This window comes from Pollutimonas bauzanensis (assembly GCF_900129885.1).
Classification (GTDB): Bacteria; Pseudomonadota; Gammaproteobacteria; order Burkholderiales; family Burkholderiaceae_B; genus Pollutimonas; species Pollutimonas bauzanensis.
This window is the reverse complement of the sequence record NZ_FQXE01000009.1, coordinates 61536-86519: the sequence shown is the minus strand read 5'-3', so window position 1 is coordinate 86519 and position 24984 is coordinate 61536. Positions and strand designations below refer to the sequence as shown.

Below are 24984 nucleotides of genomic sequence, written 5' to 3'. Positions count from 1 at the left end.
TGTGGCAGGCGAAAATTATTTCGAATTATTCGGCCTGCCGCCGCAGTACGCCCTCGATCCCTCATCGCTGGAACATATCTGGCGCGCCCACGCCGCCAAGGTGCATCCGGACCGCTATGTCAATGCCAGCCCGGCCGAGAAGCGCGTCGTCATGCAATGGGCCTCCACTGTCAACGAGGCCTATCGCGTGCTCAAAGCGCCGCTGAGCCGGGCCCGCTACCTGTGCGAGCAAGCGGGGTGCGACCTGCAGGCCGAAAGCAACACCCGCATGGATGCCGCTTTTCTCATGCGGCAAATGGAATGGCGCGAACAGCTGGATGAAGCGCGCGATGCCTCGTCCATCGAGGCCCTGGCCTCCCTGGAAAACGATATCCGGCAGGCGCACGCCGACATGGACAGCGCAATGCTGGCCCTGATCGACCGGCAGCGCGATTACGAACAGGCCGCGGGCAAAGTGCGCGAGTGGATGTTCATAGACAAGCTGGCCCGGGAAATCCGCGACGCGCGCCACGATCTGACCGACCGTCAAAGCTGACATGGCCTTATTGCAAATTTCCGAACCCGGCGCATCGCCGGCCCCTCATCAACGCAAGCTCGCCGTGGGCATAGACCTGGGCACCACGCATTCGCTGGTGGCCGCGGTGCTTAGCGGCGCGCCGGAAATCCTGCGCGATGACGCCGGGCGCGCCCTGCTGCCGTCGGTGGTGCGTTATCTGGCTGGCGGCGCGGTCGAGGTGGGGTATGGCGCCATGGCGCAGCAGGCCGCTGATTCGGCCAACACCATCGCCTCGGTCAAGCGCTTCATGGGGCGATCCCTGGAGGAGGCCAGTCGCGAAGGCGTTTCCTACCACTTCTCGGCCGAGCCGGGCATGGTCAAACTCAAAACCGCCCAGGGCGAATTCAGCCCCGTGGAAATTTCCAGCCAGGTATTGCGGGTCTTGCGCCGGCGCGCCGAAGACGCGCTGGGCGGCGACCTGGTGGGCGCGGTCGTGACCGTGCCGGCCTATTTCGACGACGCCCAGCGCCAGGCGACGCGCGACGCCGCCCGGCTGGCCGGGCTGAATGTATTGCGCCTGCTGAACGAACCCACCGCCGCCGCCATCGCCTATGGGCTGGACCATGGCTCTGAGGGCATTTACGCCGTGTACGACCTGGGCGGCGGCACCTTCGATGTTTCCATTCTGCGCTTGACGCAAGGCGTGTTCGAAGTCGTTTCGACCGGCGGGGACACCCGCCTGGGCGGCGACGATTTCGACGCCGTCATTGTGGCGCGGGTGCTTGCTTCGACTGCGCTGCGGGTGGCCGGAAAGGGCGACCAGCGCGCCCTGCTGGTGGCGGCCCGGGCGGCGCGGGAAGCCCTGACTTCGGCGCAAGAGACGCGCTTCCAGGCCAGGCTGGCCGATGCCACGGTCATCGATATGCCGATTACGCGCGGGCAGTTCGAGGACTGGGCCGGGCCCTTGGTCAAGCGCACGCTCGACCGCGCCACCAGCGCCATGCGCGACGCGGGGCTGGCGCCCGCCGAGGTGAACGGCGTTGTCATGGTGGGCGGCGCCACGCGCATGCCCATCATTCAGCGCGAAGTGGGGCGCCTGTTCGGCACTGCGCCGCTCACCGACCTGGACCCGGACCAAGTTGTGGCTTTGGGCGCCGCATTGCAGGCCAATTTGCTGGCGGGCAATCGCGCGCCCGGCGACGACTGGCTGCTGCTCGACGTCACGCCATTGTCCTTGGGGCTGGAAACCATGGGCGGCATAGTCGAGCGCGTCATCCCGCGCAACAGCACCATACCCGTGGCGCGCGCGCAAGAATTCACCACCTTCAAGGATGGCCAGTCGGCCATGAGCATACATGTGGTGCAGGGCGAGCGCGAGCTGGTGTCCGATTGCCGTTCGCTCGCACGCTTCGAGCTGCGCGGCATTCCTCCCATGGTGGCGGGAGCCGCGCGCATCAAAGTGACTTTCCAGGTCGATGCCGATGGCTTGCTCAATGTGTCGGCGCTCGAGGAAAGCACGGCCGCCGTGGCGGCCGTATCGGTCCAGCCTTCCTACGGCTTGTCCGATGCCGAAGTGGCCCGCATGCTGTCCGACGGCATGAGCCACGCCGACAGCGACGCCAGGGCGCGCGCGCTGCGCGAGCAGCAAGTGGCAATGAGCCAGTTGATCGAATCGGTGAACGCCGCGCTGGCGGCCGACGCCGACCTGCTGGACGCCGCGCGGCTCGGGGACATCCGGCAATGCCTGGCCCATGCCGCCGAAGCTAACCGCTGTGGCGATATCGATGTGCTGCGCGAGGCCGTGCAGGCATTGAGCAAGGCGACCGAATCCTTCGCCGCCAGCCGCATGGACCGCAGCATACGCGCCGCGCTGGCGGGCCGCGCCGTGGACGAAATATAAAGTAGAAACCGACAAAGCCATGCCAAAAATCACCGTCCTGCCTCATCCCGATGCCTGCCCCGAAGGCGCGGTAATCGACGACGCTCCTGCCGGCGTATCCATTTGCCGCGTCCTGCTGGATAACCATATCGGCATCGAGCATGCCTGTGAACTGTCTTGCGCCTGCACCACTTGCCATGTCATCGTTCGCGATGGCTTCGATGCGCTGGAAGAGGCCAGCGACAACGAAGAAGACTATCTGGACCGGGCCTGGGGCCTTGCGCCCACGTCCCGCCTGTCCTGCCAGGCGCTTGTGACCGACACCGACCTGACCATCGAGATCCCCAAATACACCGTCAACCACGCCAAGGAAGGCCACTGACGCGGCATCGCGCCGGTTAACGTTTGTAAATCAATTAATATTGATTTACATTGCCTCCGCCAAATGGTCTAATGCGAAATAGCTAGTTGTTTTAGGCTTCATGCATTTAACCGTACGTAACAGCAACGGTCTGATCGATCACAATTCATAAAAAAAATAGATCAGCCGCTCTGTATCGATTGTTATTCCCGCAAATCACTTCGTAGCACGTATCGCGCCGTCGCAACGGGCCGCCAGCAGCACGCAGTAGATATCTCCTCAAGCAGCACCTCGATGTTTTGCATTTTCTGACGCATTTTGAGCCATAAGTCATGGCCAAGGATGGAATGATGAGCAAGCAAGCCGCAGGGCCCGGGGGCCGGGCTTTCAGAGTCGCCACGCTTACAGCCGCATTGCTGGGCATATACGGAACGGTCCAGGCGCAGACGGCGCTGGTCCTGGACGATGGACAGGCGCACACGATCCCCAGCCCAGCCTTGCCCGACCAATCTCCCTATAGCTATATCGGCGTGACGAACGGATCCAGCCTGAGCGTGACGGGCGTGGGAGTCGAGGGCGGCGTCGGCGCCGATACGGGCGGCAGGCTGGAGATCGATGGCGGCTCGATAGAGGCATCGGGCGAAGGCGTGTGGGCGGTGCATGCCGGTACCGGCGCCATCATCACCCTGGACGGCACTTCCGTCGGCAACACCAATACCGAGGCGGCGGCGGCCGGAAAGCTGGGCGGCGGCGTTTTTGCCGCGGGCCAGGATGCGCGCGTGGAGATCATCAACAATCCTTCCATTTCCGTTGCCGGGTCCGGCACGAGCACCACCTATATGACCATGGCCGTCAAGGCCCAGAACGGCGGCTATATCAGCCTGGACGGCGGGACGGTCAGCGCCACGGGCTCCACGCTCACGCGTGGCCTGTATGCCCAATTCGGCTCGAGCCTGGCGGGCTCGACCATAGATGCCAGCAATGCCCGGATTTCCACGACGGGCACCAGGTCGCATGCGGTGCATGCCGACGGCGGCACGGACCCCGATCAGCCCAAGGCGACGATCAATGTCATCGGCGGGGAAATATCCACGGGCGGGAACGAGTCATGGGGGCTGTTCTCGCAAGGCGGGGGCATCATCCATAGTTCGGCCGCGATTACCACAGCGGGGCAGGCTGGCTTTGGCGCCTTTGTCGATGGCGCCGGCTTCATCGATATCGACGGCGGGTCCATTACCACCACGGGCGGCCCGCTGACCGGCAATGTGGGCAGTTTCGGGGTGCTTTCGAAAAACGCGGGCGCTCTCGTCAATGTCGCAGCGATACCTGTCACCACCATGGGCAATTATGCGGAAGGCTTGCGCGCGGAACTTGGTGGGGAAATCCGCGCCACGAATTCCGTCATCAATACCGGCGGCGCGGCGGCCCACGGCGCGGCGGCATATACCGGAAGCTTCATCGATCTGACCGGGGGCAGCGTCACGGCGAATGGCAATGCCTACGGTCTTTACGCCAGTGGCGCCGGCTCCACAATCGCCACGGATGGCACCGCGGTAGCCACCAGGGCGGGCAAATACGGGGCATATGCTGCAGACGGCGGCCAGATAAGGCTGACGGGCGGCTCGGTCGGCAATACCAACCTCTCGGCGGGCAGCCAAGGCATTGCCGCCAGCGGCGCAGGCTCATCGATCGAGGCGAGCGGCGCCGCCATCAGCGCCATGGGTGAATATACTGGACCCGGGGAGCTTTCCAATGCCGTAGCGGCCAGCAACAAGGCCGTCATCAGCCTTGCGGGGGGCGCTGTGTTGTCGCTGAGCAATCAATACGGCCGCGGGCTGCTTGCCAGCACCAGCTCGAAAATCGATGCGAACGGCGTGGCGATTTCCACCGTAGGCGTCATGTCGAATGCCGTGCATGCTTTCAGCGCCCAGCAGACAGGCGACAGGCCGGCGGATACGCCGGAAATCACGCTGGCCGGCGGGTCGGTAAGAACTTCGGCCGCCGACGCCTACGGCCTGTCGGCGCAGAATAATGGGGCTTTGATCAAAGCGTCCAGCCTGACCATTGCCACCGAGGGCGCCAACGCGTATGGGGTCAGCGCCTACAATGGCGCCAATGTCGAGCTGGAGAACGCCAGCATCGGCACGAATGGGCCGGGCGCCTACGGCATTTCCGTCAACGCCATGAGCGCGGCGCAGACACCCGGCGGGGTTCCCGTCGCCAACTATGCCAGTTCGGTCAGGATGAATGGCGGAAGCATTACCAGCGCCGGCCCCAACGCAACGGCCGTGTACTTGCGCAATGACAGCACGGTCGAGCTGAACGGCGTTGGCGTGGCCGCCAGCGGGCCGGTATTGGCCTCCGATTTCACCAAAGCCGGCCAGACGCAAACCATTACTGTCGGCGCGGGCTCGAACCTGGCATCCTCGAGCGATACTTTGCTTCGGGTGGATCGGGATACCGCCGGCTCCGACGGCAGAGTCGCATTGTCCTTGAGCGCGGGAAGTTTCGCTTCGGGCAATATCATGAACTACCTGAATGGCGAGCTGGACAACCATGACGAGGCCAAGACGGTGCTCAGCCTCGCCGGCGCGCATTGGGCGGGAATCATTGTCGAAAAAGACACCAGAGTCGTCGAAGAGGGGCAGACGCAGCATTATTCCGATGCCCTTATCGAGAGCAGCGTTACAGGCACGCAGAACTCGAGCATCGTGTTCGACAACGGCGCCAATGTCGGCGGCAGCGTGGCCTCGGGCACGAATTCCACCGTCCAGTTCAATGGCAACACCACTATAAGCCAGAATGTATTGGGACAGCAGGGATCCAGCCTGGTCTTTGGCGGCCCGACCGATATCGGCCAGTCCGTCACGGGTGTCGGCAGCAATATGGTGTTTGGCGGCAGCCAGACCCATATCCATCAGGGTTTCGCCGCTTCCGCGAGCACCGCCGCCTTTAGCGGCGCAACGACGATAGGCCAGTCCGTCACGGGCGCATCAAACTCCAGCATAAGCTTCACCGGCCCGTCCACCAATATCGCCGGTTCGGTGGACGCCACGCAGGGGACGGCGATCGCCTTCGGCGGGGGCAATACCACCATTGCCGGCGGAGTAAGCGGATCCAACAGTTCCCTGGTGTTCAACGGCGCCTCGACCCGCATACAAGGGGCGGTACAACTGAGCGAGGGCGCCACCTTGCTGGGCGGCACGGTGGACACGCCTATTGCCATTGCGGGCGATGCCGTGGTGAGCAGCGGCGCGGTCCTGGGGGGCAATCTGTTCGTCGGCGGCGCCTTGAGCGGCTCGGGCGGCTTCCTCAGCCCGGGCAATTCAGTGGGCACGCAAAGCTACGGTACCGGCGCCGAGGTTGAGGCCACGTATCTGGCGGAAGTCAATTCGGCGGGGGGATCGGACAGAATCATCATCAGGACGGGAGATATCGATCTTTCAGCGATCAATCTCATCGTGGCGCAGGAAAAAGTGGGCGGCGTCGCCAACGGCGGCTACCTGCTCGACCATGACTACACCATACTGCAGACCGAGCTTGGCAATGTGCAGAATACCTTCCAGAGCGCCGCCCTGGATGGCAGCCTGGCCGATACGCTGGTCAGGCTCGATCCCGTCAAGTACAACCCCCAGGATGTGAAAATCAGCCTGTCGGTGGACCCCGGCAAAGTCGCCGCGGGGCGTCTGGGGTTGTCGCGCAATCAGAATGCGGTGCTGGATGGCGCTTTATCGGTGGCGGGCAGGAATACGACGGTCGACGCCGCATTGCTGATGCCAGCGGCGCAGCGCAACGATGCCTTGAATCAGCTCTCCGGCGAAGCGCACGCCAGCACGCAGTCGGCGCTGCACAGCTCGGCCGGCCTGCTGGTGAGCACGGTGTCCAGCCGCATGCGCGGCAATGCGGGCGCGGGCATGATGGCGGGCGCGCCCATTGCCCAGGCCTCGGGGCCGGTTCCGGCCGGCGCCATGCCCGCGTCGGCGGCCTATCCCCTATGGGCCGACGTCGTGGGCAACTGGAATACGCTGGATGGCGGCGAGGCCGCCAAGGCCAGAAGCCATACCGCCGGCATCTACGTGGGCGGCGATGCGGCGGTAGGCCAGGGCTGGCGCGTGGGCGGGGCATTGGGCTTTACCGATGGCCGGATCAAGGTCGACGATCGCGGCTCGCGGTCCGATGTGCGCAGCTATACGGCTGCCGTATACGGAGGTAACAGTTGGGCGGCGGGAAACGGCCGGTTGAATTTTCTGGCGGGCGCCGGCTATACCCGCCACGATATCGATAGCCGCCGCAACGTCAATGTGGGCGGCAGCCAGACGATCAAGGCCGACTACCACGCCGACACCTTGCAGCTGTTTACCGAACTGGGCTATGCCATTCCGGTGGGGCAGGCCAGCGCCGTGGAGCCTTACCTGGGCGTGGCATGGTTCAGCCAGCGCAACGGCGGCTTTGACGAAACGGGCGGCGCGGCGGCATTGAAGGGGCGGGGCCAGACCGATGATATTACGACGTCTACGTTGGGCCTGCGAGGCAAGACCACGGTAGAGGTCGGCAGGCACGAGGCTCGCCTGAGCGCGGGCCTGGGCTGGCGCCACGCGATGGGCGACGTAAGCGCAGCGCGCAGGATGTCCTTCATCCAGGGCAATGGCGCGGCGTTCACCGTGGCGGGCGCGCCGGTGGCGAAGAACTCGGCCGTGCTGGACCTGGGCGCGGAGATGAATGTGGGCAAGAACAAGGCCATGGGCGTAGCCTACAGCGGGCAGTTCGGCAAGGACAGCAGCGGCAGCGCCGGGTCGCTGTATTTGAAGATCAGGTTCTAGCCCGGGGCAGCCCCGGCCCGCGCTCTTCTTTGTCGTAATTCCATACGCATTGCTCGGGTATAGTGGCTGCATTTGCATACTTCGGCTAATGAACATGTCACCAATGTCACCACCCACTTTGCGTTTTGGCCTGGCGGCGAACCGCCTGCATCACGAGTCCTACGGGGCGGCTCTTTTCAAATGGCTGGAACAGTCCGCCGCGGGCATACGCGAGCTGGGCGTCGAACTGTACACCGTCGGGCGCACCTATGACGCCATCGAGCGGTCCGGCCTGCTGCGGGGCCATCCCGGGCTGGTGCGCTACCCCTACGGGCGCGAAGGCGGGCTGATGAAACTGGTGGCGCGCGTAACCGAAGGGCGCGACGGCGCAGCGCCTTTCGACGGCGCCATTTACCTGATCGATCCGGTCGACCCCTCGTCCATTTTTCCCGAAGCGCTGGCCTTGAAGCGCCAGTGCATTACGCATGGGCGGCCTTTTGTTTCGACCTTGATGGGCGCGATCGAATGGGTCGAGGTCGAGCGCGTTTGCGCCGGCCTGGCGCCCGATCCCGCCCTGAGTCCGATATTCGACTTTTCGCGGCAGACCCTGGCCATGATCGCCCACGACGCCCTGAAGGACCAGATGGTGCAATTCGCCGATGCGCACTTCGATCTGCTTACGCGTTTTGCGAACCGGGTGGGCACGGGCACGACCAGCGGGCGCCTCAACGAACTGGCGTGGTCCAGGGGCTGGCCCCGCGACAAGCCTTGGGTGCAGGCATACCTGAGCGGGCCTTTGGGGGGCGATGCGCAGATCGCCGAGCTGGTGCTGGAACAACGCTGCCAGCGCGTGATCTTTTTTGAAGACCCGCACGTAGCGCGCCAGCACGAGGCGGACATCCAGTTGCTGGAGCGCGCCGTGCGCGTGGTGACCGACAAGGCCTGCTGCGTGGCGTCGCCGGCCGTGGCGCACAAATGGGCCACGGCGATGGCGGGCCTTGCCGCGGCCTAATCCTCCCGGCGCAGATGCGGGAAAAGTATCACGTCGCGGATGCTGGCGCTGTCGGTGAGCAGCATGACCAGGCGGTCGATGCCGATGCCGCAGCCGCCGGTGGGGGGCATGCCGTATTCCAGGGCGCGGATGTAATCGGCGTCGTAGAACATGGCTTCCTCGTCGCCGGCGTCCTTGGCTTCGACCTGGGCAAGAAAGCGCGCCGCCTGGTCTTCGGGGTCGTTGAGTTCGGAAAAGCCGTTGGCGATTTCGCGGCCGGTCATGAACAGCTCGAAGCGTTCGGTGACGCCCGCCTGCGTGTCCGAGGCGCGCGCCAGCGGCGAGACTTCGACCGGATAGTCGATGATATAGGTAGGATGCCACAGCCTGGCTTCGGCGGTTTCCTCGAACAGCGCCAGCTGCAGGCCGCCGACGCCGGCGCGGGCCAGCACCGGGCCATTGACATCGGCCCCCACGCGCTTGAGTTCGGCGCGCAGGAAGCTTTCGTCGCCCAATTGCGCTTCGTCATAGCCGGGCGCGTATTTCAGGATGGCCTGGACTATGGTCAGGCGGTCGAAGGGCTGGCTCAGGTCCAGGGTCTTTTCCTGGTAGGTGAGCACGGCGCTGCCGGTCGCGGCGATGGCAGCCTCGCGGATCAGGGATTCGGTGAAGTCCATCAGCCAGCGGTAATCGGTGTAGGCCGCGTAGAACTCCATCATGGTGAATTCGGGATTGTGGCGCGGGCTGACGCCTTCGTTGCGGAAGTTGCGGTTCACTTCGAACACCCGCTCGAAGCCGCCCACCACCAGGCGCTTCAGGTACAGCTCCGGCGCGATGCGCAGGAACATTTCCATGTCCAGGGCATTGTGGTGGGTGACAAAGGGCTTGGCCGCCGCTCCGCCCGGTATGGGGTGCAGCATGGGAGTTTCCACTTCCAGGAAGCCGGCATTGAGCATGAACTGGCGGATGCTGCCCATGGCCTTGCTGCGGGCCACGAAGGTGCGGCGCGTTTCCTCGGTCATGATGAGGTCGACGTAGCGCTGGCGATAGCGCAATTCCTGGTCGGCCACGCCATGGAATTTATCGGGCAGGGGGCGCAGCGACTTGGTCAGCAGGCGCACCGTGGCGGCATGCACTGACAGTTCGCCCTTGTTGGTCTTGAACACCGTGCCTTCCACGCCGACGATGTCGCCGATGTCCCAGGTCTTGAACTGGGCGTAAAGGTCTTCGCCCACATTGTTCTTGTCCAGGAAGATCTGGATGCGGCCCGTGCTGTCCTGCAAGGTGGCGAAGCTGGCCTTGCCCATGACCCGCTTGAGCATCATGCGCCCGGCCACCTTGACATGCTTGCCGACTTCGGCCAGGGCTTCTTTGTCGAGCTCGTCGTAGTCTTTGTGCAGGCCGGCGGCGGCGCTGTCGGGGCGGAAGTCGTTGGGATAGGCTATGCCCGCGGCGCGCAATTTGGCCAGCTTGCCACGGCGTTCGGCGATCAGGTGATTTTCATCGATGGCAAGGGGTGATGGCGTAGGTTCGTTCATGGTCTATGGTTTTAAGCGTGATTTCGTATGTCGTCGAGCACGGTGGCGCCGAAGTCGTCATGGGCCAGGTAGCGCAGTATTTTTTCCGCCACGGCGCCCGGGGAGGACAGCTGGCCTTGCTCATGCATCTGCGCAAAGCGCTCAACATTGGGAAAGCTGGCGGCGTCGCTGCCGCGGATTTTTTCCTGCATGCCGGTATCTATGACACCGGGCGCCAGCGATGCAACGCGCGCGCCGTGGTTTTCGGCATGCAGCACCTGGGTGTAATGATCCAGGGCGGCCTTGGTGGCGCAGTAGACCCCCCAGCCCGCGGTGGGGTTGCGCCCGGCGCCCGACGATATGTTCAGTATGCGGCGGTCCGCCGCGCCTCGGGTGGCGCGCAGGAACGCCGCGGCGAGCACGATGGCGCTGGTCACATTCAGGTTGAAGGCGCGGGCGATGGCCGCGGCGTCGTCCAGGCCGTCCGCCTGGCTGATGGGATCGACCGTTCCCGCATTATTGATCAGCAGATAGCGCCGCGCGCCCGGGGGCAGGGCGGCCGCGATCTGTCCGGCGCATGCCTGCGCGGCGGCCGGATCGGCCAGGTCGGCCTGGACCTGCAGCAGCGCGCAGCCCGCCTGGGCGGCCTGCGCGGCCAGCGCCGCGTCCTGGCCGCGCGCCACGGTCACCAGATGCGCGCCCGGTTTCAGCAGGCCCAGCGCCAGGGCATGGCCCAGGCCGCGGGAAGCTCCCGTAACAATGGCAACGGTCGACAGTTCCATGATTCATACTCCTTGTTTGAGGCTGGCCTGAATGAAGGGGTCAAGGTCGCCGTCCAGCACTTTCTGGGTATTGGATATTTCCACGTTGGTGCGCAGATCCTTGATGCGGCTTTGATCCAGCACGTACGAGCGGATCTGGTGGCCCCAGCCGACGTCGGTCTTGGAGTCTTCCATCTTTTGCTGCTCGGCCATGCGGTTGCGCATTTCCAGTTCATAGAGGCGCGACTTGAGCATTTGCATGGCTTCGGCGCGGTTGCGATGCTGGGAGCGGTCGTTCTGGCACTGCACCACAATACCGGTAGGCATGTGCGTCAGGCGCACGGCCGAATCGGTCTTGTTGATGTGCTGGCCGCCGGCCCCGCTGGCGCGATAGGTATCCACGCGCAGGTCCGCCGGATTGACCTCGATTTCGACGGAATCGTCGACCTCGGGATAGACGAAAACGCTGGCGAACGAGGTATGGCGGCCATTGGCGGAATCGAAAGGGCTCTTGCGCACCAGGCGGTGCACGCCGGTTTCGGTGCGAAGGAAGCCGAAGGCGTATTCGCCCTGGATCTTGATGGTGGCCGATTTGATGCCCGCGACTTCGCCATCGGATTCTTCCAGCACTTCGGCCGTGAAGCCCTTGCGTTCGCAATAGCGCAGATACTGGCGCAACAGCATGGAGGCCCAGTCCTGCGCCTCGGTGCCGCCGGCGCCGGCCTGGATGTCCATGAAACAGTTGAGCGGATCGGCGGGGTTGGAAAACATGCGCCGGAATTCGAGATCTTCCAGGCGCTTGCCTATGGCATCGGTGTCGTGTTCGATGGCGGCCAGCGTGGCGTCGTCATCATCGTCGGCGGCCAGCTCGAAAAGCTCCTGCGCATCGGTCAGGCCCGCGTCGATTTCGGCAAGGGTATGGACCGTGGTTTCCAGGCTTTTTTTCTCGCGCCCGAGTTCCTGTGCGTGCTTGGGGTCATTCCAGACCTCCGCGCTTTCCAGTTCGGCGTTTACGACTTGCAGGCGTTCGGACTTGGCATCGTAGTCAAAGATACCTCCGCAATGCCAGCTGGCGATCCGCGTAGTCTTCCAGGCGGGCGGCAAGTTGGTTTTGGCGTTCGGCTTCCATAAATATTCCTGAATGGGTTGGGCACTTGCGTGCCGCGATTCTTGGGTTAACCCGGTATTTTAACCTGCGCCGGGCGTAGAATGCGGCTTAAGCACCAATACAGGCCTGCACATTTGAAACCATGACTACTTTTATATCGGACAAGGCCGGCGCCGGGGCCGCTGCTCCGCCGGCCGGCCCGGCCGGATCACTCGGCGGATTGGCGGGGATGTCTCCCGCGAATTTCGGCATGGTGATGGCCACCGGCATCGTCTCGCTGGCCGCCCATATGCTGGGGCGCGACGCCATCGCCCACAGCCTGTTCTGGCTGAACATAGGGCTGTACGGCGTGCTGTGCGTCCTGACGGTATTGCGCGCCGTGCGCCATACGCGGGCGTTCTTCGGCGACATGTTCGACCATCTGCGCGGCCCGGGCTTCTTCACCACGGTGGCCGGCACCGCCATCCTGGCCGCGCAATTCATGGTGCTGGCCCATAACTCGCGGGCCGGGCTGGTCTTGTGGACGATCGCCGTCGCGCTGTGGTTCGGCTTCACCTATGCGATTTTCACCGCGCTGACCATCAAGCAGGACAAGCCCGCGCTGGATCGCGGCATCAACGGCGGCTGGCTGCTGGCGGTGGTGGCGACCCAATCGATAGCCGTGTCCAGCGCGCTGCTGGCTTCCGTGACCGCGCAGCCCTACCGCCTCGAATTGAATTTCATGGCGCTGTCGATGTGGCTGTGGGGCGGCATGCTCTACATATGGATGATGTCGCTGATTTTTTACCGCTACACTTTCTTCCGGCTGTCGCCCGATGACCTCACCCCGCCGTACTGGATCAACATGGGGGCCATGGCGATCTCCACGCTGGCGGGGTCCCTGCTGATCGTGAATTCGGCGGATGCGCCTTATCTGATTTCGCTGTTGCCTTTCCTGAAGGGATTCACCATTTTTTATTGGGCGACAGGGACCTGGTGGATTCCCATGCTGCTGATATTGGGCATATGGCGCTATGCCTATAAACGCATTCCCTTCACATACGACCCCTTGTACTGGGGAGCGGTTTTTCCCCTGGGCATGTACGCCGCCTGTACGTGGCAGATGGATGCGGCCATGAGATTCGGGTTTCTGGGGGCCATCCCCGTGATTTTTTTCTGCGTCGCGATAGTGGCCTGGGGTCTGACGCTATTCGGTCTTCTCATGCGCTTGCGGCGGCGCCTGCTTGGCGAGCGTTGAGTCCCGCTCATGGCCGGCCGCGACGATAGGGGAGTCCGGTCTACTTGTATTGTTATAAGTACAACTATACAATCAGGCTAATGTCTTTTCTTCCAGGTGTGTCCGATGCCAGCGCAGACCCTAGCCCAAAAGCTGATTGCCAACGCCTGCAACCGGGCGTCGGTCGAAGTCGATGAGATCGTCACTTGCGGCGTGGATCTCGCCATGTTCCATGATTCCAGCGGGCCGCGGCGCCTGAAGCCCATGCTGGAAAAACTGGGGGCCGGCATCTGGGACAAATCCAGGGTGGTGCTGGTCATGGACCATTTCGTCCCCGAAGAAGACGAGGACTCCCGCAGCATCCTGAAAATCGCCCGCAGTTGGGCCCGCGAGCAGCAATTGCCGCAGGTCTATGATTCGATCGGCATTTGCCATGTCGTGCTGCCGCAGAAGGGGCATATCAGGCCAGGCATGTTTTGCGTCGGGGGCGATTCCCACTCGCCTACCGGCGGCGCGTTTGGCGCCTATATGTTCGGCGTCGGAAGCACCGAGATGCTGGGCGTCGTGGTTACCGGACAGATTTGGGTGAAGACGCCCAGGACCATCATGATGCGCTGGTCGGGCCGCCTGCCGGCGGGGGTCATGGCCAAGGACATGATGCTGCACATGATAGGGCTGTATGGCACCAACGGCGCCGATTACAGCGCGGTGGAATATTCCGGCAGCGCCATCGACGCCATGTCGATGCAGGAGCGCATGACGCTTTCGAATATGAGCGCCGAGCTGGGAGCCCAGGTGGGCCTGATCGCGCCCGACCAGACCACGGCGGACTACCTGCGCCATGCCGGCGTGGTGGGCGGCGCGGACCTGGAGCGCTGGAAAACCGATGACTCGGCCGACTATGAAATGCGCCAGTTCGACGCAACAGCCCTTGCGCCCATGGTCGCCGCGCCGCACAGCCCCGGCAATGCCCATCCGGTGCAGGAGATGGCCGGTACTCCCGTGCAGATCGCCTATCTTGGCGCCTGTACGGGCGCCAAGCTGGATGATTTGCGCGCCGCCGCCCTGGTCTTGAAAAACCGCAAGATCGCTCCGTCGGTCAGGCTGCTGGTCGCGCCGGCGTCGCAGCAAGACCAGCGCGATGCGCAGGCGGAAGGCATCATGGACGTCCTGATGGCCGCGGGGGCGGAATTGTTCGCCACGTCCTGCGGCGCATGCTCCGGCTATGGCAATGCCCTGGCCGGCGCCTCCAATGTGATATCCAGCACGGCGCGCAACTTCCAGGGGCGCATGGGCTCGGCGCAAACCAGTGTGTATCTGGCGTCTCCGTATACCGTGGCGGCTTCGGCCCTGACCGGGCGGATCGCCGATCCGCGCGCGATCCTGGCGGAGGCGCGGCGATGACTTGGCATAGAGTATGGCGCGTCGGTTCGAATATTGACACCGATGCCTTGGCGCCGGGCGCATACATGAAGCAGGAACTCAAGGACATCGCCCGGCACTGCCTGGAAAACCGCCATCCCGGCCTGGCGCAGTCCATAAGCCAGGGCGACGTGCTGGTGGCGGGCCCCAATTTCGGCATAGGCTCGTCGCGGGAGCAGGCGGTCGGCGTGCTGGTGGAGCTGGGCGTCAAGGCTGTCGTCGCCCCTTCGTTCAGCGGCCTTTATTTCCGCAACGCCTTCAATCTGGGCTTGCTGGCCGTGGTATGTCCTGATGCCGAACGCATCCCCGAGGGCAGCTATGTCGCCGTCGACCCCGCCAATGCGCTGATCCGCAACGCGGCGGCGGCGGGCGGGCAGGCGATGGCTGCCGGCGGCCCGCCGCCGCAGGTACAGACTCTGCCCTGTCAGAAAATTCCCGGCTTCCTGATCGACATGGCCGCGGCCGGCGGCTTGCTGAACCAACTCGAACAACTGTATTTGGCGCGACCCGCATGAAAACCTTGAAATCCACGCTCGAATCCGTACCGTATCTGCTCGCCCCTGGCGTTTACGACAGCTTTTCCGCCCTGATCGCCGAGCAGGCCGGTTTCGACGCCGTCTATCTGTCGGGGGCTTCCATCGCCTACACGCGCCTGGGAAGGTCCGATGTCGGCCTGACCACTTATACCGAGGTCGAGCAAACGCTGTCGCGCATTGCCGACCGGGTCCGGATACCGATCATCGTCGACGCCGATACCGGCTTCGGCAATGCGCTGAATGTGATCAGGACCGTCAAGGGCTTCGAAAAGGCCGGCGCGTCCATGATACAGATGGAAGACCAGACCTTTCCCAAGCGCTGCGGGCACCTGGACGGAAAATCGGTGGTTCCGGTGGCCGAGATGTGCGGCAAGCTCAAGGCGGCCGTGGATGCGCGGCGGCACGACACGACGCTGATACTCGCCCGCAGCGATGCTTTGGCGGTCGAGGGTTTCGACGCCGCCCTGGACCGCGCCGAGGCTTACCTGGAATGCGGAGCCGACGTGCTGTTCATAGAGGCCTTGCGGACGGACGAGGAAATGGCCCGCGCCTGCGAGCGCTTCAAGGGCCGCGCGCCCTTGCTGGCGAACATGGTGGAAGGCGGCATGACGCCGATACAGTCGGCTTCGGCGCTGGCCGACATCGGCTTCAAGATCGTCATCTTTCCCGGCGGTGCGGCGCGCGCGGTCGCCCACTCGCTGCAAAGCTATTACGGGCTGCTGCGCAAGAATGGATCGACCGCCGCCTCGGCCGGCGCCATGCTGGACTTCCGCCAGCTGAATGAACTGATAGAAACCCCCGCGCTGCTGGAGCTGGGAGCCCGCTATCAATAGCGCCGCGCGCCCCGATGGCTAATGGCTGTCGTCCATGATCCATGCGTCTTCCCCCTTGGAGCGCTTGTTGGACATGGTCATGCGGTATTCGAATCGCGCGGGATTGTACGCGGCGATCAGGTATTCCATGGGCCTGTTGCCGGCGTCGCGCACCACCCGCCTGATGCATAGCAGGGGCGAGCCGACCTCCACCGCGAGGGCGTCGGCGTGCTGAGTGTCGGCCAGGGTCGCCGTAAGCGACTGTTCCGCCGCCGCCGCGCGCATGCCGGATTTCTTGAACAGGGCCTGAAGGGGGTGGCGCATCAGGTCTTCCTCAGTGTAGCGCCGCCCCAGATGTTCGGGCACATAGGTGATCAGGTAGGAGAAGGGCGCGCCCTCGTAATAGCGCACCCGTATGGCTTTCTGAACGGCGGTATTGGCGGCCAGCTCGAGGCGGTTCTGGACATCCGGATTCGGCATCTCGTAGGCGAAGCTGAGCAGCTTCGCCTCGGTCGTGGCGCCCATCTTGTTCAGATGCGCCAGCAGCTTGTTGATGTCGGCCGGCAGGGGCTGGACCTTGACGCTGCTGACGGTGGGGTAGGTGCCCGAGCCCTGGCGGCGCTCGATCAGGCCCTCGCGCTGCAGCAGCTCGAGCGAACGGCGTATGGTGAGCCGGGACACCTGGTATTTCTCCGCCAGGGCGTTCTCGCCCGGCAGAGCCTCGTCGCTGGCGAAATCCCGATTCTCGAGGGCTTGTTTCAGCAGGCGGTAGATTTTGTAGTAACGAGGAGTGGGATTGTTGATCATTAGCGATGTCAGTCTACGGAAGCTCCGGTGAATTCTACGACTTTTGCATAGCGCTCAATGTCCCGGGCGACGAAATCGGCCAACTCATCGGGAGTGCTCGTCACCACCGCGCCGCCTTCCGGGGCGATCAGCTTCACAAAATCATCATGCCTGGCGCCTTCCACCACGGCCTTGTTCAGTTGCGCGATCCGGTCCTGCGCGATGCCGGCCGGGCCGAACATGCCGAACCAGGCTTTCGAGGCAAAGCCATCGAGAGTGCCGGATATCGGCGGCACGCCGGGGAACTGCGGCATCGCCTCGGGACTGGTCACGCCCAGGAATTTGATGCGGCCCGAGCCGATCAGGGGAAGGACGTTCACGGCGCTGGCGAACATAAGGTCGACTTGTCCTCCGACCAGGTCCTGAAGCGCTGGAGAAGTGCCTTTGTAGGGCACATTCAGGCCTGCGATGCCCGACGCCATCTCGAAGCTCGCCGTGGCCATGTGCAGCGAAGAGCCGATGCCGCCAATGGCGAAACTGTATTTCCCGGGCTCCGCCTTGGCGCGCTGTATCAAGCCGGCCACGCTGTCCGCGGGGAAATCCTTGCGCGCGACCAATACGCTGGGCACTTCGGCCAGCATGCTGATCGGGCTGAAGTCTTTCTCCGGATCGAACGGCAGTTTTTTATAAAGGCTGGCATTGACCGAGAAGCTGCTGAAGCTGACCAGCAGCGTGTTGCCGTCCTTGGCGGAACGCGACACATAATCGGCGGCTATATTCCCGCCGGCGCCCGGCTTGTTCTCGACAATGACGGTCTGCTTGAGGATGCCGCCCATTTCTTTGGCGATGCCGCGCGCCACGCGGTCGGTGGTGCCGCCGGCCGAGGCGCCCACGACGAGCACCAGCGGCCGTTCCTGCGCGGCGGCCGGGGCGAGCGGCAGCGCCGCGGCGAGGATGAGGCCCAGCAGGCCCATGCTGAAAGTTTGTTTGCTCATTTTTGGTCTCCTGTGTATGACTGGGGCCGATGCTTGGCTGGCCCAGATAATATACTTGTATTGATATCAATACAAGTATACCAATTGCAGGAGTGCCTGCGCGCTTGCGCCGCGCGCCTATTCTTTTACCGCTCCCGTCATGCCGGAAACGTAATACTCGACGAAAAACGAATACACGATGGCCACCGGCAAGGAGCCGAACAGCGCGCCCGCCATCAGCGCGCCCCAGTGATAGACATCGCCCTCGATCAGTTCAGTGACTATTCCCACCGGCACGGTCTTCATTTCCGTGGAGGAAATGAATGTCAGCGCATAAATGAACTCATTCCAGGAAAGCGTGAAGGCGAATATGCCGGCGGAAATCAGCCCCGGCACCGACAAGGGCAGGATGATTTTTATCAGGATCTCCCAGCGCGTGGCTCCGTCGATCAGGGCGCATTCTTCCAGCTCGTAGGGGATGGACCGAAAATAGCCCATCAGCAGCCAGGTGCTGAAAGGAATCAGGAAGGTCGGGTAGGTCAGGATCAGTGCCGTGCGCGTGTCGAACAGGCCCAGCTGGAAGACGATGGCGGCCAGCGGGATGAACAGGATGGACGGCGGCACCAGATAGGCGAAGAAAATGCCCAGGCCGACCTGTTTGGAACCCTGGAAGCGCAGCCGCTCGATGGCATAAGCGGCGAAGACGCTCGCCGCCAGGGAAATAAAGGTCGCCACGGTGGAAATCAGCACCGAATTCCACAGCCAGCCGGGGAAGGGGGTGTTGAAGAGCAGCGTCTTGAAATGCTTCAAGGTCGGCGCCAGCACCCAGAAGGGGTTGCCCGAGCTCAACGCCATCTCGGCGTCCGGCTTGAAGGCGGTAATGCCCATCCAGTAGAACGGAAACAGCAGGACGAAGACGAAGATGCCCAGCGGGATATATACGGTGACCCAGCGTTGCGGAATGGACTGCAGATACTCCATGCCCTGCTTTTCGTGCTTTTCGTGCTTTTCATTCTTTTCGCGCTTTTGATCGGTATTCATTTGTCGCCCCCCTGCTGCCAGGCACGCCGTTGCAGGCCGAAGTAGGAAAACATGATGGCCGCCAGTAAAAACGGCACCATCATGATGGCCAGGGCGGCGCCTTCGCCCAGCGAGCCCCCCGGGATGGCGCGCTGGAATGACAGGGTCGTCATCAGGTGGGTGGCATTGAGCGGCCCGCCGCGCGTCAGCACATAAATCAGCTGGAAGTCGGTGAAGGTGAACAGGACGGAGAATGTCATGACCACGGCGATGATGGGTGTCAGCAAAGGCAGCGTGACATAGCGGAACTGCTGCCATGGCGTCACGCCGTCTATGGAGGCGGCTTCGTACAGGGCCGGCGAGATGGTCTGCAGGCCGGCGAGCAGCGTGATGGCGACGAAAGGAATGCCGCGCCAGACATTGGCGGCAATGGTCGAAAAGCGCGCCATCCACGGGTCGCCCAGGAAGTTGATGTAGGTGTCGATGAGGCCCATCTTCACCAGCACCCAGCTGATGATGGAGAATTGCGCATCGTATATCCACCAGAAGGCCAGCGCCGAGAGTGCCGTCGGCACTATCCAGGGCAACAGCACGACGGAACGGAAGAACGATTTGAAGGGCAGGTTTTTATTGAGCAGGAGCGCCAGCCACAGCCCAAGGGCGAACTTCAGGACACTGGCCACGGCGGTATAGAACAAGGTGTTGAACAAGGCCAGCTGCGCCACCGAGTCGCCGGACAGGTAGATGTAGTTGTCCAGCCCGACCCATTCGCCGGCCCGGCCTATCTTGGCATCGGTGAAACCCAGCCATATGCCAAGTCCAAGGGGATAGGTCAGGAAAACCAATAGCAGTACGGCCGTGGGGAGCATGAAAACCAGCCCCAGCCAATTTCTGTTGTTCAGCACACGGGAAAGCATAATCATCCTCAAGAAGATCCGCTTGGACGGCGGCGGCGCAGGGCCGCCCCGTCAAGGGATAAAAACCACGCCGCCGCTGCGCAGGACCGAGTCTTCAGGTCTTGTAATAGCGCTTGGCGCGCTCCGCGGCCTGCGCTGCCGCTTCCTTGGGCGTTTTGGAGCCGCTGGCCGCCGCTGCGATCATGTCGAGAACGACATAGTCGGCCATGACCGCCGCCGATGCCGTACCGAGGGGACCCGCATGGCCGTTGTCGAGCATCAGCGCGGCGGCATCGCGATAAACCGTATGCTTGGGGTCTACGGTCCAGATGGGGTTGGCCTCGTAGGCTTTCAGTGGCTGGCTGACGTAGCCGATAGCGGCTTCCATCCATGGGTTGTACTGGTCTGCCTCCATCATGAATTGCAGATAAGCCTTGGCCGCGTTGGGGTACTTGGTGTGCTTGAACAGCATCATCTGCGTGATTTGCATGAGCTCCGTGGGCTTGCCTATGGGGCCGATGGGCAGGTGGGCATGCTGGATGTCCTTGGCCATGTCCTGCATTTTCGGATCGGACGAATTCTTGGCCGAGTAGTACACCGAGATGCCGTTGGCGGTAATGCTGACCTGGCCGTCTAGGAATGCCTTGTTATTGGACGGGTCTTGCCACGACAGCGTACCGGGTACAAAGGTGGGATACAGCTGTTTGGCATATTCGAGCGCCGCCCAGGTTTCCGGGGAGTTGATGACCACATTGGACTTTTCGTCGACCATCATGCCGCCATGCGACCACAGCAGCCAGTGCGCCCAGTTGTTGCCGTCGCCCACGGCCTTGCCCAGCGCGAAGCCGACAGGCGTGCCTTTGGCCTTGAGCGCCTGGCAAAGCTTGAGGAAGCCGGCGCTGTCCTTGGGAATGCCGTCGAATCCCGCCGCCTTGACCTGGCTTTCCCGGTACACCAGGGCATTGCCGACGACGCCCAGGGGCAGGGCTATCCACTTGTCGCCGCGCATGCCGTACTTTTTGCACACGTCGTACCAGCCGCCGTATTTTTTATCGAGGTAGTTGGCCAGCTCGGACAGATCGAGCAGCTTGTCAGGGTACTGATGCGGGTCATCGAACCAGCCGATGATGATGTCCGGGCCGCTGCCTACATTGGCCGCCACCGCCGCCTTGGGCCGGACGTCTTCCCAGCCCTCGGAGTCGATGCGCACTTCAACCCCGGTTTTTTCGGTGAATTTCTTGGTGTTGGCATTCCAGAGGTCTTCGTCCCCCTGGACGAAGCGTTTCCACCTTAGAACGCGCAGTTTTGCGCCTTCTTCGGGCTTGTAATTCAATTCGCCCGGGGAAGCCGCCAACGCCTTGCTTCCCATAGTCGATGCCGCGGCAATACTCGCCGTGGACACCAGGAAATCACGTCTTGTCAGTTTTGTCATGTCTTCCACTCCTTTGGTTATTGGGACCGTGTCCCGTGCAGCCGCGTTTACATCGTCAAAACCTCCTGGAATCAGGCCTGCGCCAGCGCCTTGCCGGACTCGGCGTCGAATAAGTGGGTATGGCCGGGATCGGGCACCAGATGCAGGGTGTCGCCGGCGGCGAAGTCGTGGCGTTCGCGGAAAATCGAGATGATGTCGATGCCGCAAAAGCGGGAATAGACCTCGGTGTTGGCCCCGGTGGGCTCGACCACGCTGACCACGGATTTCAGGCCCGAGCCGGGCGGGCCTATGCTCAGGTGCTCGGGCCGCACGCCGTAGACGACCTTGTGGCCGTCGGCCGCGGCGCCCGCGGCGCCGACCGGCGCGGGCAGGAAAGTGCCGTCGGCGAATTCCAGCTGCGGGCCCTCCGGACGGTGGCGCAGCACGCCGGGGATGAAGTTCATGGCGGGCGAGCCGATGAAGCCGGCCACGAACAGATTGGCGGGATGGTCGTAGATATGCAGGGGCTTGCCGTGCTGCTCGACGATGCCGTCATGCATGACGACGATCTGGTCGGCCATGGTCATGGCCTCGATCTGGTCGTGGGTGACATAGACCGAAGTGGTGCGCAGGCGCTGATGCAGCGCCTTGATTTCGGCGCGCATCTGCACGCGCAATTTGGCATCCAGATTGGATAGCGGTTCGTCGAACAGGAAAACCTGCGGGTCGCGCACAATGGCGCGCCCCATGGCCACGCGCTGGCGCTGGCCGCCGGAGAGCTGGCGCGGATAGCGCTGCAGCAGCGACCCCAGGCCGAGCACTTCGGACGCCTTGTCGACCCGCTGCTTGATGACGGCCTTGTCGGAGCGGGCCAGTATCAGCGAAAAAGCCATGTTGTCGTAGACCGTCATATGCGGATACAGCGCGTAGTTTTGGAACACCATGGCGATGTCGCGTTCTTTGGGCTGCACATTGTTGACGACTTTGTCGCCGATCAGAATGTCGCCATGGGTGATTTCCTCGAGGCCCGCCAGCATGCGCAGCAGGGTCGATTTGCCGCAGCCGGACGGCCCCACCAGCACAGCGAATTCGCCATCCTTGATATCGATATTCACGCCCCGGATGACTTGCGTGCCGCCAAAATATTTCTGCACATCGCGAATCTGGACTGATGCCATGCTTGTTCCCTTTTGCCCGACCGGCGGCTATGAATATTCGATCTGCTACCTTCCTTCGACGACTACGTAAGATGGACTGCCCTTGGCCGCCCAGTCAATCAGGTTCTGCGCCGCTTTACGCCTTAATTCCTTTTCCGCAACGACAGAGTAGAACGCGGCGTGGGGGGAAAGCAATACCCGCGGATGCTGCACGATGCGCGAACCTGCGGCGGGCGGCTCCTGCGGCAGGACGTCCAGGGCGGCGCCGTCGAGCCGGCCATCGTCGAGAGTGTCCAGCAAGGCCTCGATATCGACTACCGGGCCACGCGACGTATTGACTAATACGCTGCCGTGTTTCATCAATTGGAGCATTTGCCGGTTGACGATGCCGCGTGTTTCATCATTCAGGGGCACATGCAGCGAGATGGCATCGGCTTGCGAGAACAGTTCGTCCATGCCGACGCGTTCCACATAGGCGGGGAAGTCGCCGTCCAGCAGGTAGGGATCGCAGGCGATGACGCGCCTGAAGCTATTGCGGGCGATGTGCGCCATGCGCTTGCCTATGCGCCCCAGCCCGAGGATGCCGACGGTCATGTCGGACACCCGGCGCATGGGGCCGGCCGAGCTGAAGTGCCATTTCCCGGCCTTGACATCCCGGTCGTAGAAGGCGATGTGGCGCAGCAGCGAAAGCATCATGGCGAAGGCGTGCGTGGCGACTTCGCCCACGCCATAATCGGGCGAATTGCCGACCCAGACGCCATTGGCCTTGGCGTCGGCGACATTGATGGTGTCAAAGCCCGCGCCGTAGCGGCTGACTATGCGGATCTCCGGCCGGGCGTTGAGCACGGCGGCGTTGACCGGGGCGTATTGCACCAGCAGCCCCTGGCATCCGGCGGCCGCGGCGATCACGTCGGCTTCGCTGCGGCACTGCGCCGTCACGACTTCGATGCCCGCGTCGCGATACAGGGACTGCTCCAGTTCGAGGTCGGGGAAATCGTAATCGGTGATCAGAATTTTCATCGCTATCCTTCTAAGGGCGGTCTTGGGAAAGCGGGCGCCTGCCTTGGCTGGCCCGGCCCGCATGTGGAAACAGGACTCCAGGGCTGGAGTCCGCAATGGCGAAGGCCGCGATGGCTACATCGTCGGGCCGAGTATCCAGGGGGCGAATTCGTCTTCGCCAAAGCCGTGCTCTTCGCTCTTGGTGCGCTGCCCGGATGCGATCTCGATGATGCGTTGGAATATCTGTTCGCCTTTTTGCTGCACCGTCGCGGCGCCGTCGAGGATCTCGCCGCAATTGATATCCATGTCTTCGCTCATGTGGCGATACATCAGCGAATTGGTCGCCAGCTTGAGCGAAGGCGAGGGCTTACAGCCGTATACCGAGCCGCGGCCGGTGGTGAAACAGATGACATTGGCGCCGCCGGCCACCTGGCCCGTCGCCGATACGGGATCGTAGCCCGGGGTGTCCATGAAGACCAGGCCGTGGGCCTGCACCGGCTGGGCGTACTCCACGACGTCGGACAAATTGCTGGTGCCGGCCTTGGCGACCGCGCCGAGGGATTTTTCCAGGATGGTGGTCAGGCCGCCCGCCTTGTTGCCGGGGGAAGGATTGTTGTTCATTTCGCCGCCCAGGCGCTCGGTATATTCTTCCCACCAGTGGATACGGTCGACCAGCTTTTCGCCGACCTCGCGCGATACGGCGCGGCGCGTCAGCAGATGTTCGGCGCCGTAGATTTCCGGCGTTTCGCTGAGTATGGCCGTGCCGCCATGTTCGACCAGCAAATCCATGGCCGCGCCCAATGCCGGGTTGGCGGTGATGCCCGAATAGCCGTCGGAGCCGCCGCACTGCAGGCCCACGGTAAGGTGGCTCAGGGGCACGGCCTGGCGCGACGCCTGATTGGCGGTGGGCAGGATTTCCTTGATGAGCTCGATGCCGTGTTCTATGGTTTTGCGCGTGCCGCCGATATCCTGGATGGTCATGGTGCGCAGGCGGTCCGATTCGGCCAGGCCCTCGGCGCCCAGCAGCGAGGTGATCTGGTTGGATTCGCAGCCCAGCCCTATGAACAGCACCGCGGCGAAATTCGGATGGCGGATATAGCCCGCGGTGACGCGCCGCAGCAGGTCCATGCCTTCCCCGCTGCTGGCCATGCCACAGCCGGTTTTATGGGTAATCGGCACGATGCCGTCGACATTCGGGAAGGCCGCCAGCGCGTCGCCGCGGAAGGCTTCGGCGATCTGGCGGCACACGGTCGCCGAACAATTGACGCTGCTGATGATGCCGATGTAGTTGCGCGTGGCGACCCGGCCGTCGGCGCGCACTATGCCCTGGAAGGTCTTGGCGGCGGGAGGGGCGGCGGCGGGCCGCGCATCGGCGCAGAACGCGTAGTCGCGCTCGAAATCGTGCATCGCCAGATTGTGCAGATGGATATGCTGGCCAGGTGCGATATCGCGGGTGGCGAAGCCTATGATCTGGTTGTAGCGGCGCACCGGCGCGCCGGTGGAAATCGCCCTGGCGGCCATTTTATGGCCGGCCGGGATGGCTTCGGAGGAGGCGATCGCGTGGTCGGGAAAGGCCGTGCCTGGCTTGATGTCGCGCGTGGCGATCAAGACGTCGTCATTGGCGTTCAGGCGCAGGGCCGCGGGCGCCAGATCGCGCCGGGTGATGGATTCGACTGCTACCGCTATTTCTTGTGTCACTGTGTTTTTTCCTGTGTGGTTGGCGCCATGCGGATATGGTTCTTGTTATCGCATGGGAAGGGCTGTTCTCAGCGCAGTCTATTACACAAGCCGGGACAGGTAAAGTGGTAATACCAATCTCCGATCTAAGGAATTACCCGCGTTG

The 24984-nt window shown here is 63.1% G+C and carries 20 protein-coding genes; 9 read left to right on the top strand and 11 right to left on the bottom strand.

The features are described 5' to 3' along the window. The first annotated feature begins 1 nt into the window (after window position 1). The 5 genes from hscB to BUB23_RS16380 all read left to right on the top strand — a co-directional run bounded on the left by hscB (window position 2) and on the right by BUB23_RS16380 (window position 8547). Window positions 2-535, top strand: a complete 534-nt coding sequence (gene hscB, locus BUB23_RS16400; protein WP_073104762.1) for a Fe-S protein assembly co-chaperone HscB — start codon at window positions 2-4, stop codon at window positions 533-535. 1 nt (window position 536) lies between these two features. Next, the gene (gene hscA, locus BUB23_RS16395) at window positions 537-2396 is read left to right on the top strand and encodes a Fe-S protein assembly chaperone HscA (protein ID WP_073104759.1); all 1860 of its coding nucleotides are present in this window, start codon (window positions 537-539) and stop codon (window positions 2394-2396) included. Window positions 2397-2415: 19 nt separating this feature from the next. Then, a complete protein-coding gene (fdx, locus tag BUB23_RS16390; RefSeq protein WP_073104756.1) occupies window positions 2416-2757 on the top strand; it encodes an ISC system 2Fe-2S type ferredoxin in 342 nt (113 codons plus the stop codon). Window positions 2758-3083: 326 nt separating this feature from the next. After that, complete coding sequence (locus tag BUB23_RS16385) at window positions 3084-7556, top strand: autotransporter outer membrane beta-barrel domain-containing protein (RefSeq protein WP_178372325.1); 4473 nt, start codon at window positions 3084-3086, stop codon at window positions 7554-7556. A 103-nt stretch (window positions 7557-7659) separates the two neighbouring features. Further along, the gene (locus BUB23_RS16380) at window positions 7660-8547 is read left to right on the top strand and encodes a methylglyoxal synthase (protein WP_073104749.1); all 888 of its coding nucleotides are present in this window, start codon (window positions 7660-7662) and stop codon (window positions 8545-8547) included. Here BUB23_RS16380 and lysS read toward each other — a convergent pair. The 3 genes from lysS to prfB form a co-directional block, all read right to left on the bottom strand. After that, window positions 8544-10064 (bottom strand): lysine--tRNA ligase, encoded by a 1521-nt coding sequence (gene lysS / locus BUB23_RS16375; RefSeq protein WP_073104746.1) that lies wholly within the window; start codon window positions 10062-10064, stop codon window positions 8544-8546. The two genes, BUB23_RS16380 and lysS, sit on opposite strands and share 4 nt — an antisense overlap. Window positions 10065-10075: 11 nt before the next feature. Further along, window positions 10076-10825, bottom strand: a complete 750-nt coding sequence (locus BUB23_RS16370) for an SDR family oxidoreductase (protein WP_073104741.1) — start codon at window positions 10823-10825, stop codon at window positions 10076-10078. A 3-nt stretch (window positions 10826-10828) separates the two neighbouring features. After that, a protein-coding gene (gene prfB, locus BUB23_RS16365) for a peptide chain release factor 2 (protein WP_143161011.1) occupies window positions 10829-11933 on the bottom strand; the annotation gives its coding sequence in 2 pieces (ribosomal slippage) (window positions 10829-11851 and window positions 11853-11933; 1104 coding nt in all). Window positions 11934-12054: 121 nt separating this feature from the next. On the opposite strand from prfB, the gene BUB23_RS16360 reads away from it, so the two are divergent. The 4 genes from BUB23_RS16360 (at window position 12055) to BUB23_RS16345 (ending at window position 15919) form a co-directional block, all read left to right on the top strand. Further along, window positions 12055-13149, top strand: a complete 1095-nt coding sequence (locus BUB23_RS16360) for a tellurite resistance/C4-dicarboxylate transporter family protein (protein ID WP_084136073.1) — start codon at window positions 12055-12057, stop codon at window positions 13147-13149. A 105-nt stretch (window positions 13150-13254) separates the two neighbouring features. After that, window positions 13255-14532, top strand: coding sequence for a 3-isopropylmalate dehydratase large subunit (locus BUB23_RS16355; protein ID WP_073104737.1), 1278 nt, complete (start codon window positions 13255-13257; stop codon window positions 14530-14532). Beyond that, the gene (locus BUB23_RS16350; RefSeq protein WP_073104732.1) at window positions 14529-15065 is read left to right on the top strand and encodes a LeuD/DmdB family oxidoreductase small subunit; all 537 of its coding nucleotides are present in this window, start codon (window positions 14529-14531) and stop codon (window positions 15063-15065) included. The genes BUB23_RS16355 and BUB23_RS16350 overlap by 4 nt, the downstream gene beginning before the upstream one ends. Then, complete coding sequence (locus BUB23_RS16345; RefSeq protein WP_073104724.1) at window positions 15062-15919, top strand: isocitrate lyase/PEP mutase family protein; 858 nt, start codon at window positions 15062-15064, stop codon at window positions 15917-15919. The genes BUB23_RS16350 and BUB23_RS16345 overlap by 4 nt, the downstream gene beginning before the upstream one ends. 18 nt (window positions 15920-15937) lie before the next feature. Here BUB23_RS16345 and BUB23_RS16340 read toward each other — a convergent pair whose 3' ends face one another. The 8 genes from BUB23_RS16340 to BUB23_RS16305 all read right to left on the bottom strand — a co-directional run bounded on the left by BUB23_RS16340 (window position 15938) and on the right by BUB23_RS16305 (window position 24806). Next, a complete protein-coding gene (locus BUB23_RS16340; protein ID WP_073104719.1) occupies window positions 15938-16705 on the bottom strand; it encodes a GntR family transcriptional regulator in 768 nt (255 codons plus the stop codon). 8 nt (window positions 16706-16713) lie between these two features. Continuing rightward, window positions 16714-17679 carry a tripartite tricarboxylate transporter substrate binding protein gene (locus BUB23_RS16335; RefSeq protein WP_073104714.1) on the bottom strand — a complete coding sequence of 322 codons (966 nt, stop codon included), beginning with the start codon at window positions 17677-17679 and terminating at the stop codon, window positions 16714-16716. A gap of 117 nt (window positions 17680-17796) precedes the next feature. Then, window positions 17797-18699, bottom strand: a complete 903-nt coding sequence (locus BUB23_RS16330; RefSeq protein WP_073104710.1) for a carbohydrate ABC transporter permease — start codon at window positions 18697-18699, stop codon at window positions 17797-17799. Beyond that, entirely contained in the window at window positions 18696-19595 is a 900-nt protein-coding gene (locus BUB23_RS16325) for a carbohydrate ABC transporter permease (protein ID WP_073104708.1), read from the bottom strand. The genes BUB23_RS16330 and BUB23_RS16325 overlap by 4 nt, the downstream gene beginning before the upstream one ends. 94 nt (window positions 19596-19689) lie before the next feature. After that, window positions 19690-21006, bottom strand: a complete 1317-nt coding sequence (locus BUB23_RS16320; protein ID WP_073104704.1) for an ABC transporter substrate-binding protein — start codon at window positions 21004-21006, stop codon at window positions 19690-19692. A gap of 71 nt (window positions 21007-21077) precedes the next feature. Next, the gene (locus tag BUB23_RS16315) at window positions 21078-22163 is read right to left on the bottom strand and encodes an ABC transporter ATP-binding protein (RefSeq protein ID WP_073104698.1); all 1086 of its coding nucleotides are present in this window, start codon (window positions 22161-22163) and stop codon (window positions 21078-21080) included. Between the two features lie 45 nt (window positions 22164-22208). Beyond that, window positions 22209-23162 carry a C-terminal binding protein gene (locus tag BUB23_RS16310; RefSeq protein ID WP_073104692.1) on the bottom strand — a complete coding sequence of 318 codons (954 nt, stop codon included), beginning with the start codon at window positions 23160-23162 and terminating at the stop codon, window positions 22209-22211. A 114-nt stretch (window positions 23163-23276) separates the two neighbouring features. Then, the gene (locus tag BUB23_RS16305) at window positions 23277-24806 is read right to left on the bottom strand and encodes a UxaA family hydrolase (RefSeq protein ID WP_218599051.1); all 1530 of its coding nucleotides are present in this window, start codon (window positions 24804-24806) and stop codon (window positions 23277-23279) included. Window positions 24807-24984: the final 178 nt, after the last annotated feature.

Coding starts and splice junctions, on each gene's coding strand:
- hscA (WP_073104759.1), top strand. CDS start 537: ATGGCCTTATTGCAAATTTCCGAACCCGGCGCATCGCCGGCCCCTCAT.
- fdx (WP_073104756.1), top strand. CDS start 2,416: ATGCCAAAAATCACCGTCCTGCCTCATCCCGATGCCTGCCCCGAAGGC.
- BUB23_RS16385 (WP_178372325.1), top strand. CDS start 3,084: ATGATGAGCAAGCAAGCCGCAGGGCCCGGGGGCCGGGCTTTCAGAGTC.
- BUB23_RS16380 (WP_073104749.1), top strand. CDS start 7,660: ATGTCACCACCCACTTTGCGTTTTGGCCTGGCGGCGAACCGCCTGCAT.
- lysS (WP_073104746.1), bottom strand. CDS start 10,064: ATGAACGAACCTACGCCATCACCCCTTGCCATCGATGAAAATCACCTG.
- BUB23_RS16370 (WP_073104741.1), bottom strand. CDS start 10,825: ATGGAACTGTCGACCGTTGCCATTGTTACGGGAGCTTCCCGCGGCCTG.
- BUB23_RS16360 (WP_084136073.1), top strand. CDS start 12,055: ATGACTACTTTTATATCGGACAAGGCCGGCGCCGGGGCCGCTGCTCCG.
- BUB23_RS16355 (WP_073104737.1), top strand. CDS start 13,255: ATGCCAGCGCAGACCCTAGCCCAAAAGCTGATTGCCAACGCCTGCAAC.
- BUB23_RS16350 (WP_073104732.1), top strand. CDS start 14,529: ATGACTTGGCATAGAGTATGGCGCGTCGGTTCGAATATTGACACCGAT.
- BUB23_RS16345 (WP_073104724.1), top strand. CDS start 15,062: ATGAAAACCTTGAAATCCACGCTCGAATCCGTACCGTATCTGCTCGCC.
- BUB23_RS16340 (WP_073104719.1), bottom strand. CDS start 16,705: ATGATCAACAATCCCACTCCTCGTTACTACAAAATCTACCGCCTGCTG.
- BUB23_RS16335 (WP_073104714.1), bottom strand. CDS start 17,679: ATGAGCAAACAAACTTTCAGCATGGGCCTGCTGGGCCTCATCCTCGCC.
- BUB23_RS16330 (WP_073104710.1), bottom strand. CDS start 18,699: ATGAATACCGATCAAAAGCGCGAAAAGAATGAAAAGCACGAAAAGCAC.
- BUB23_RS16325 (WP_073104708.1), bottom strand. CDS start 19,595: ATGCTTTCCCGTGTGCTGAACAACAGAAATTGGCTGGGGCTGGTTTTC.
- BUB23_RS16320 (WP_073104704.1), bottom strand. CDS start 21,006: ATGACAAAACTGACAAGACGTGATTTCCTGGTGTCCACGGCGAGTATT.
- BUB23_RS16315 (WP_073104698.1), bottom strand. CDS start 22,163: ATGGCATCAGTCCAGATTCGCGATGTGCAGAAATATTTTGGCGGCACG.
- BUB23_RS16310 (WP_073104692.1), bottom strand. CDS start 23,162: ATGAAAATTCTGATCACCGATTACGATTTCCCCGACCTCGAACTGGAG.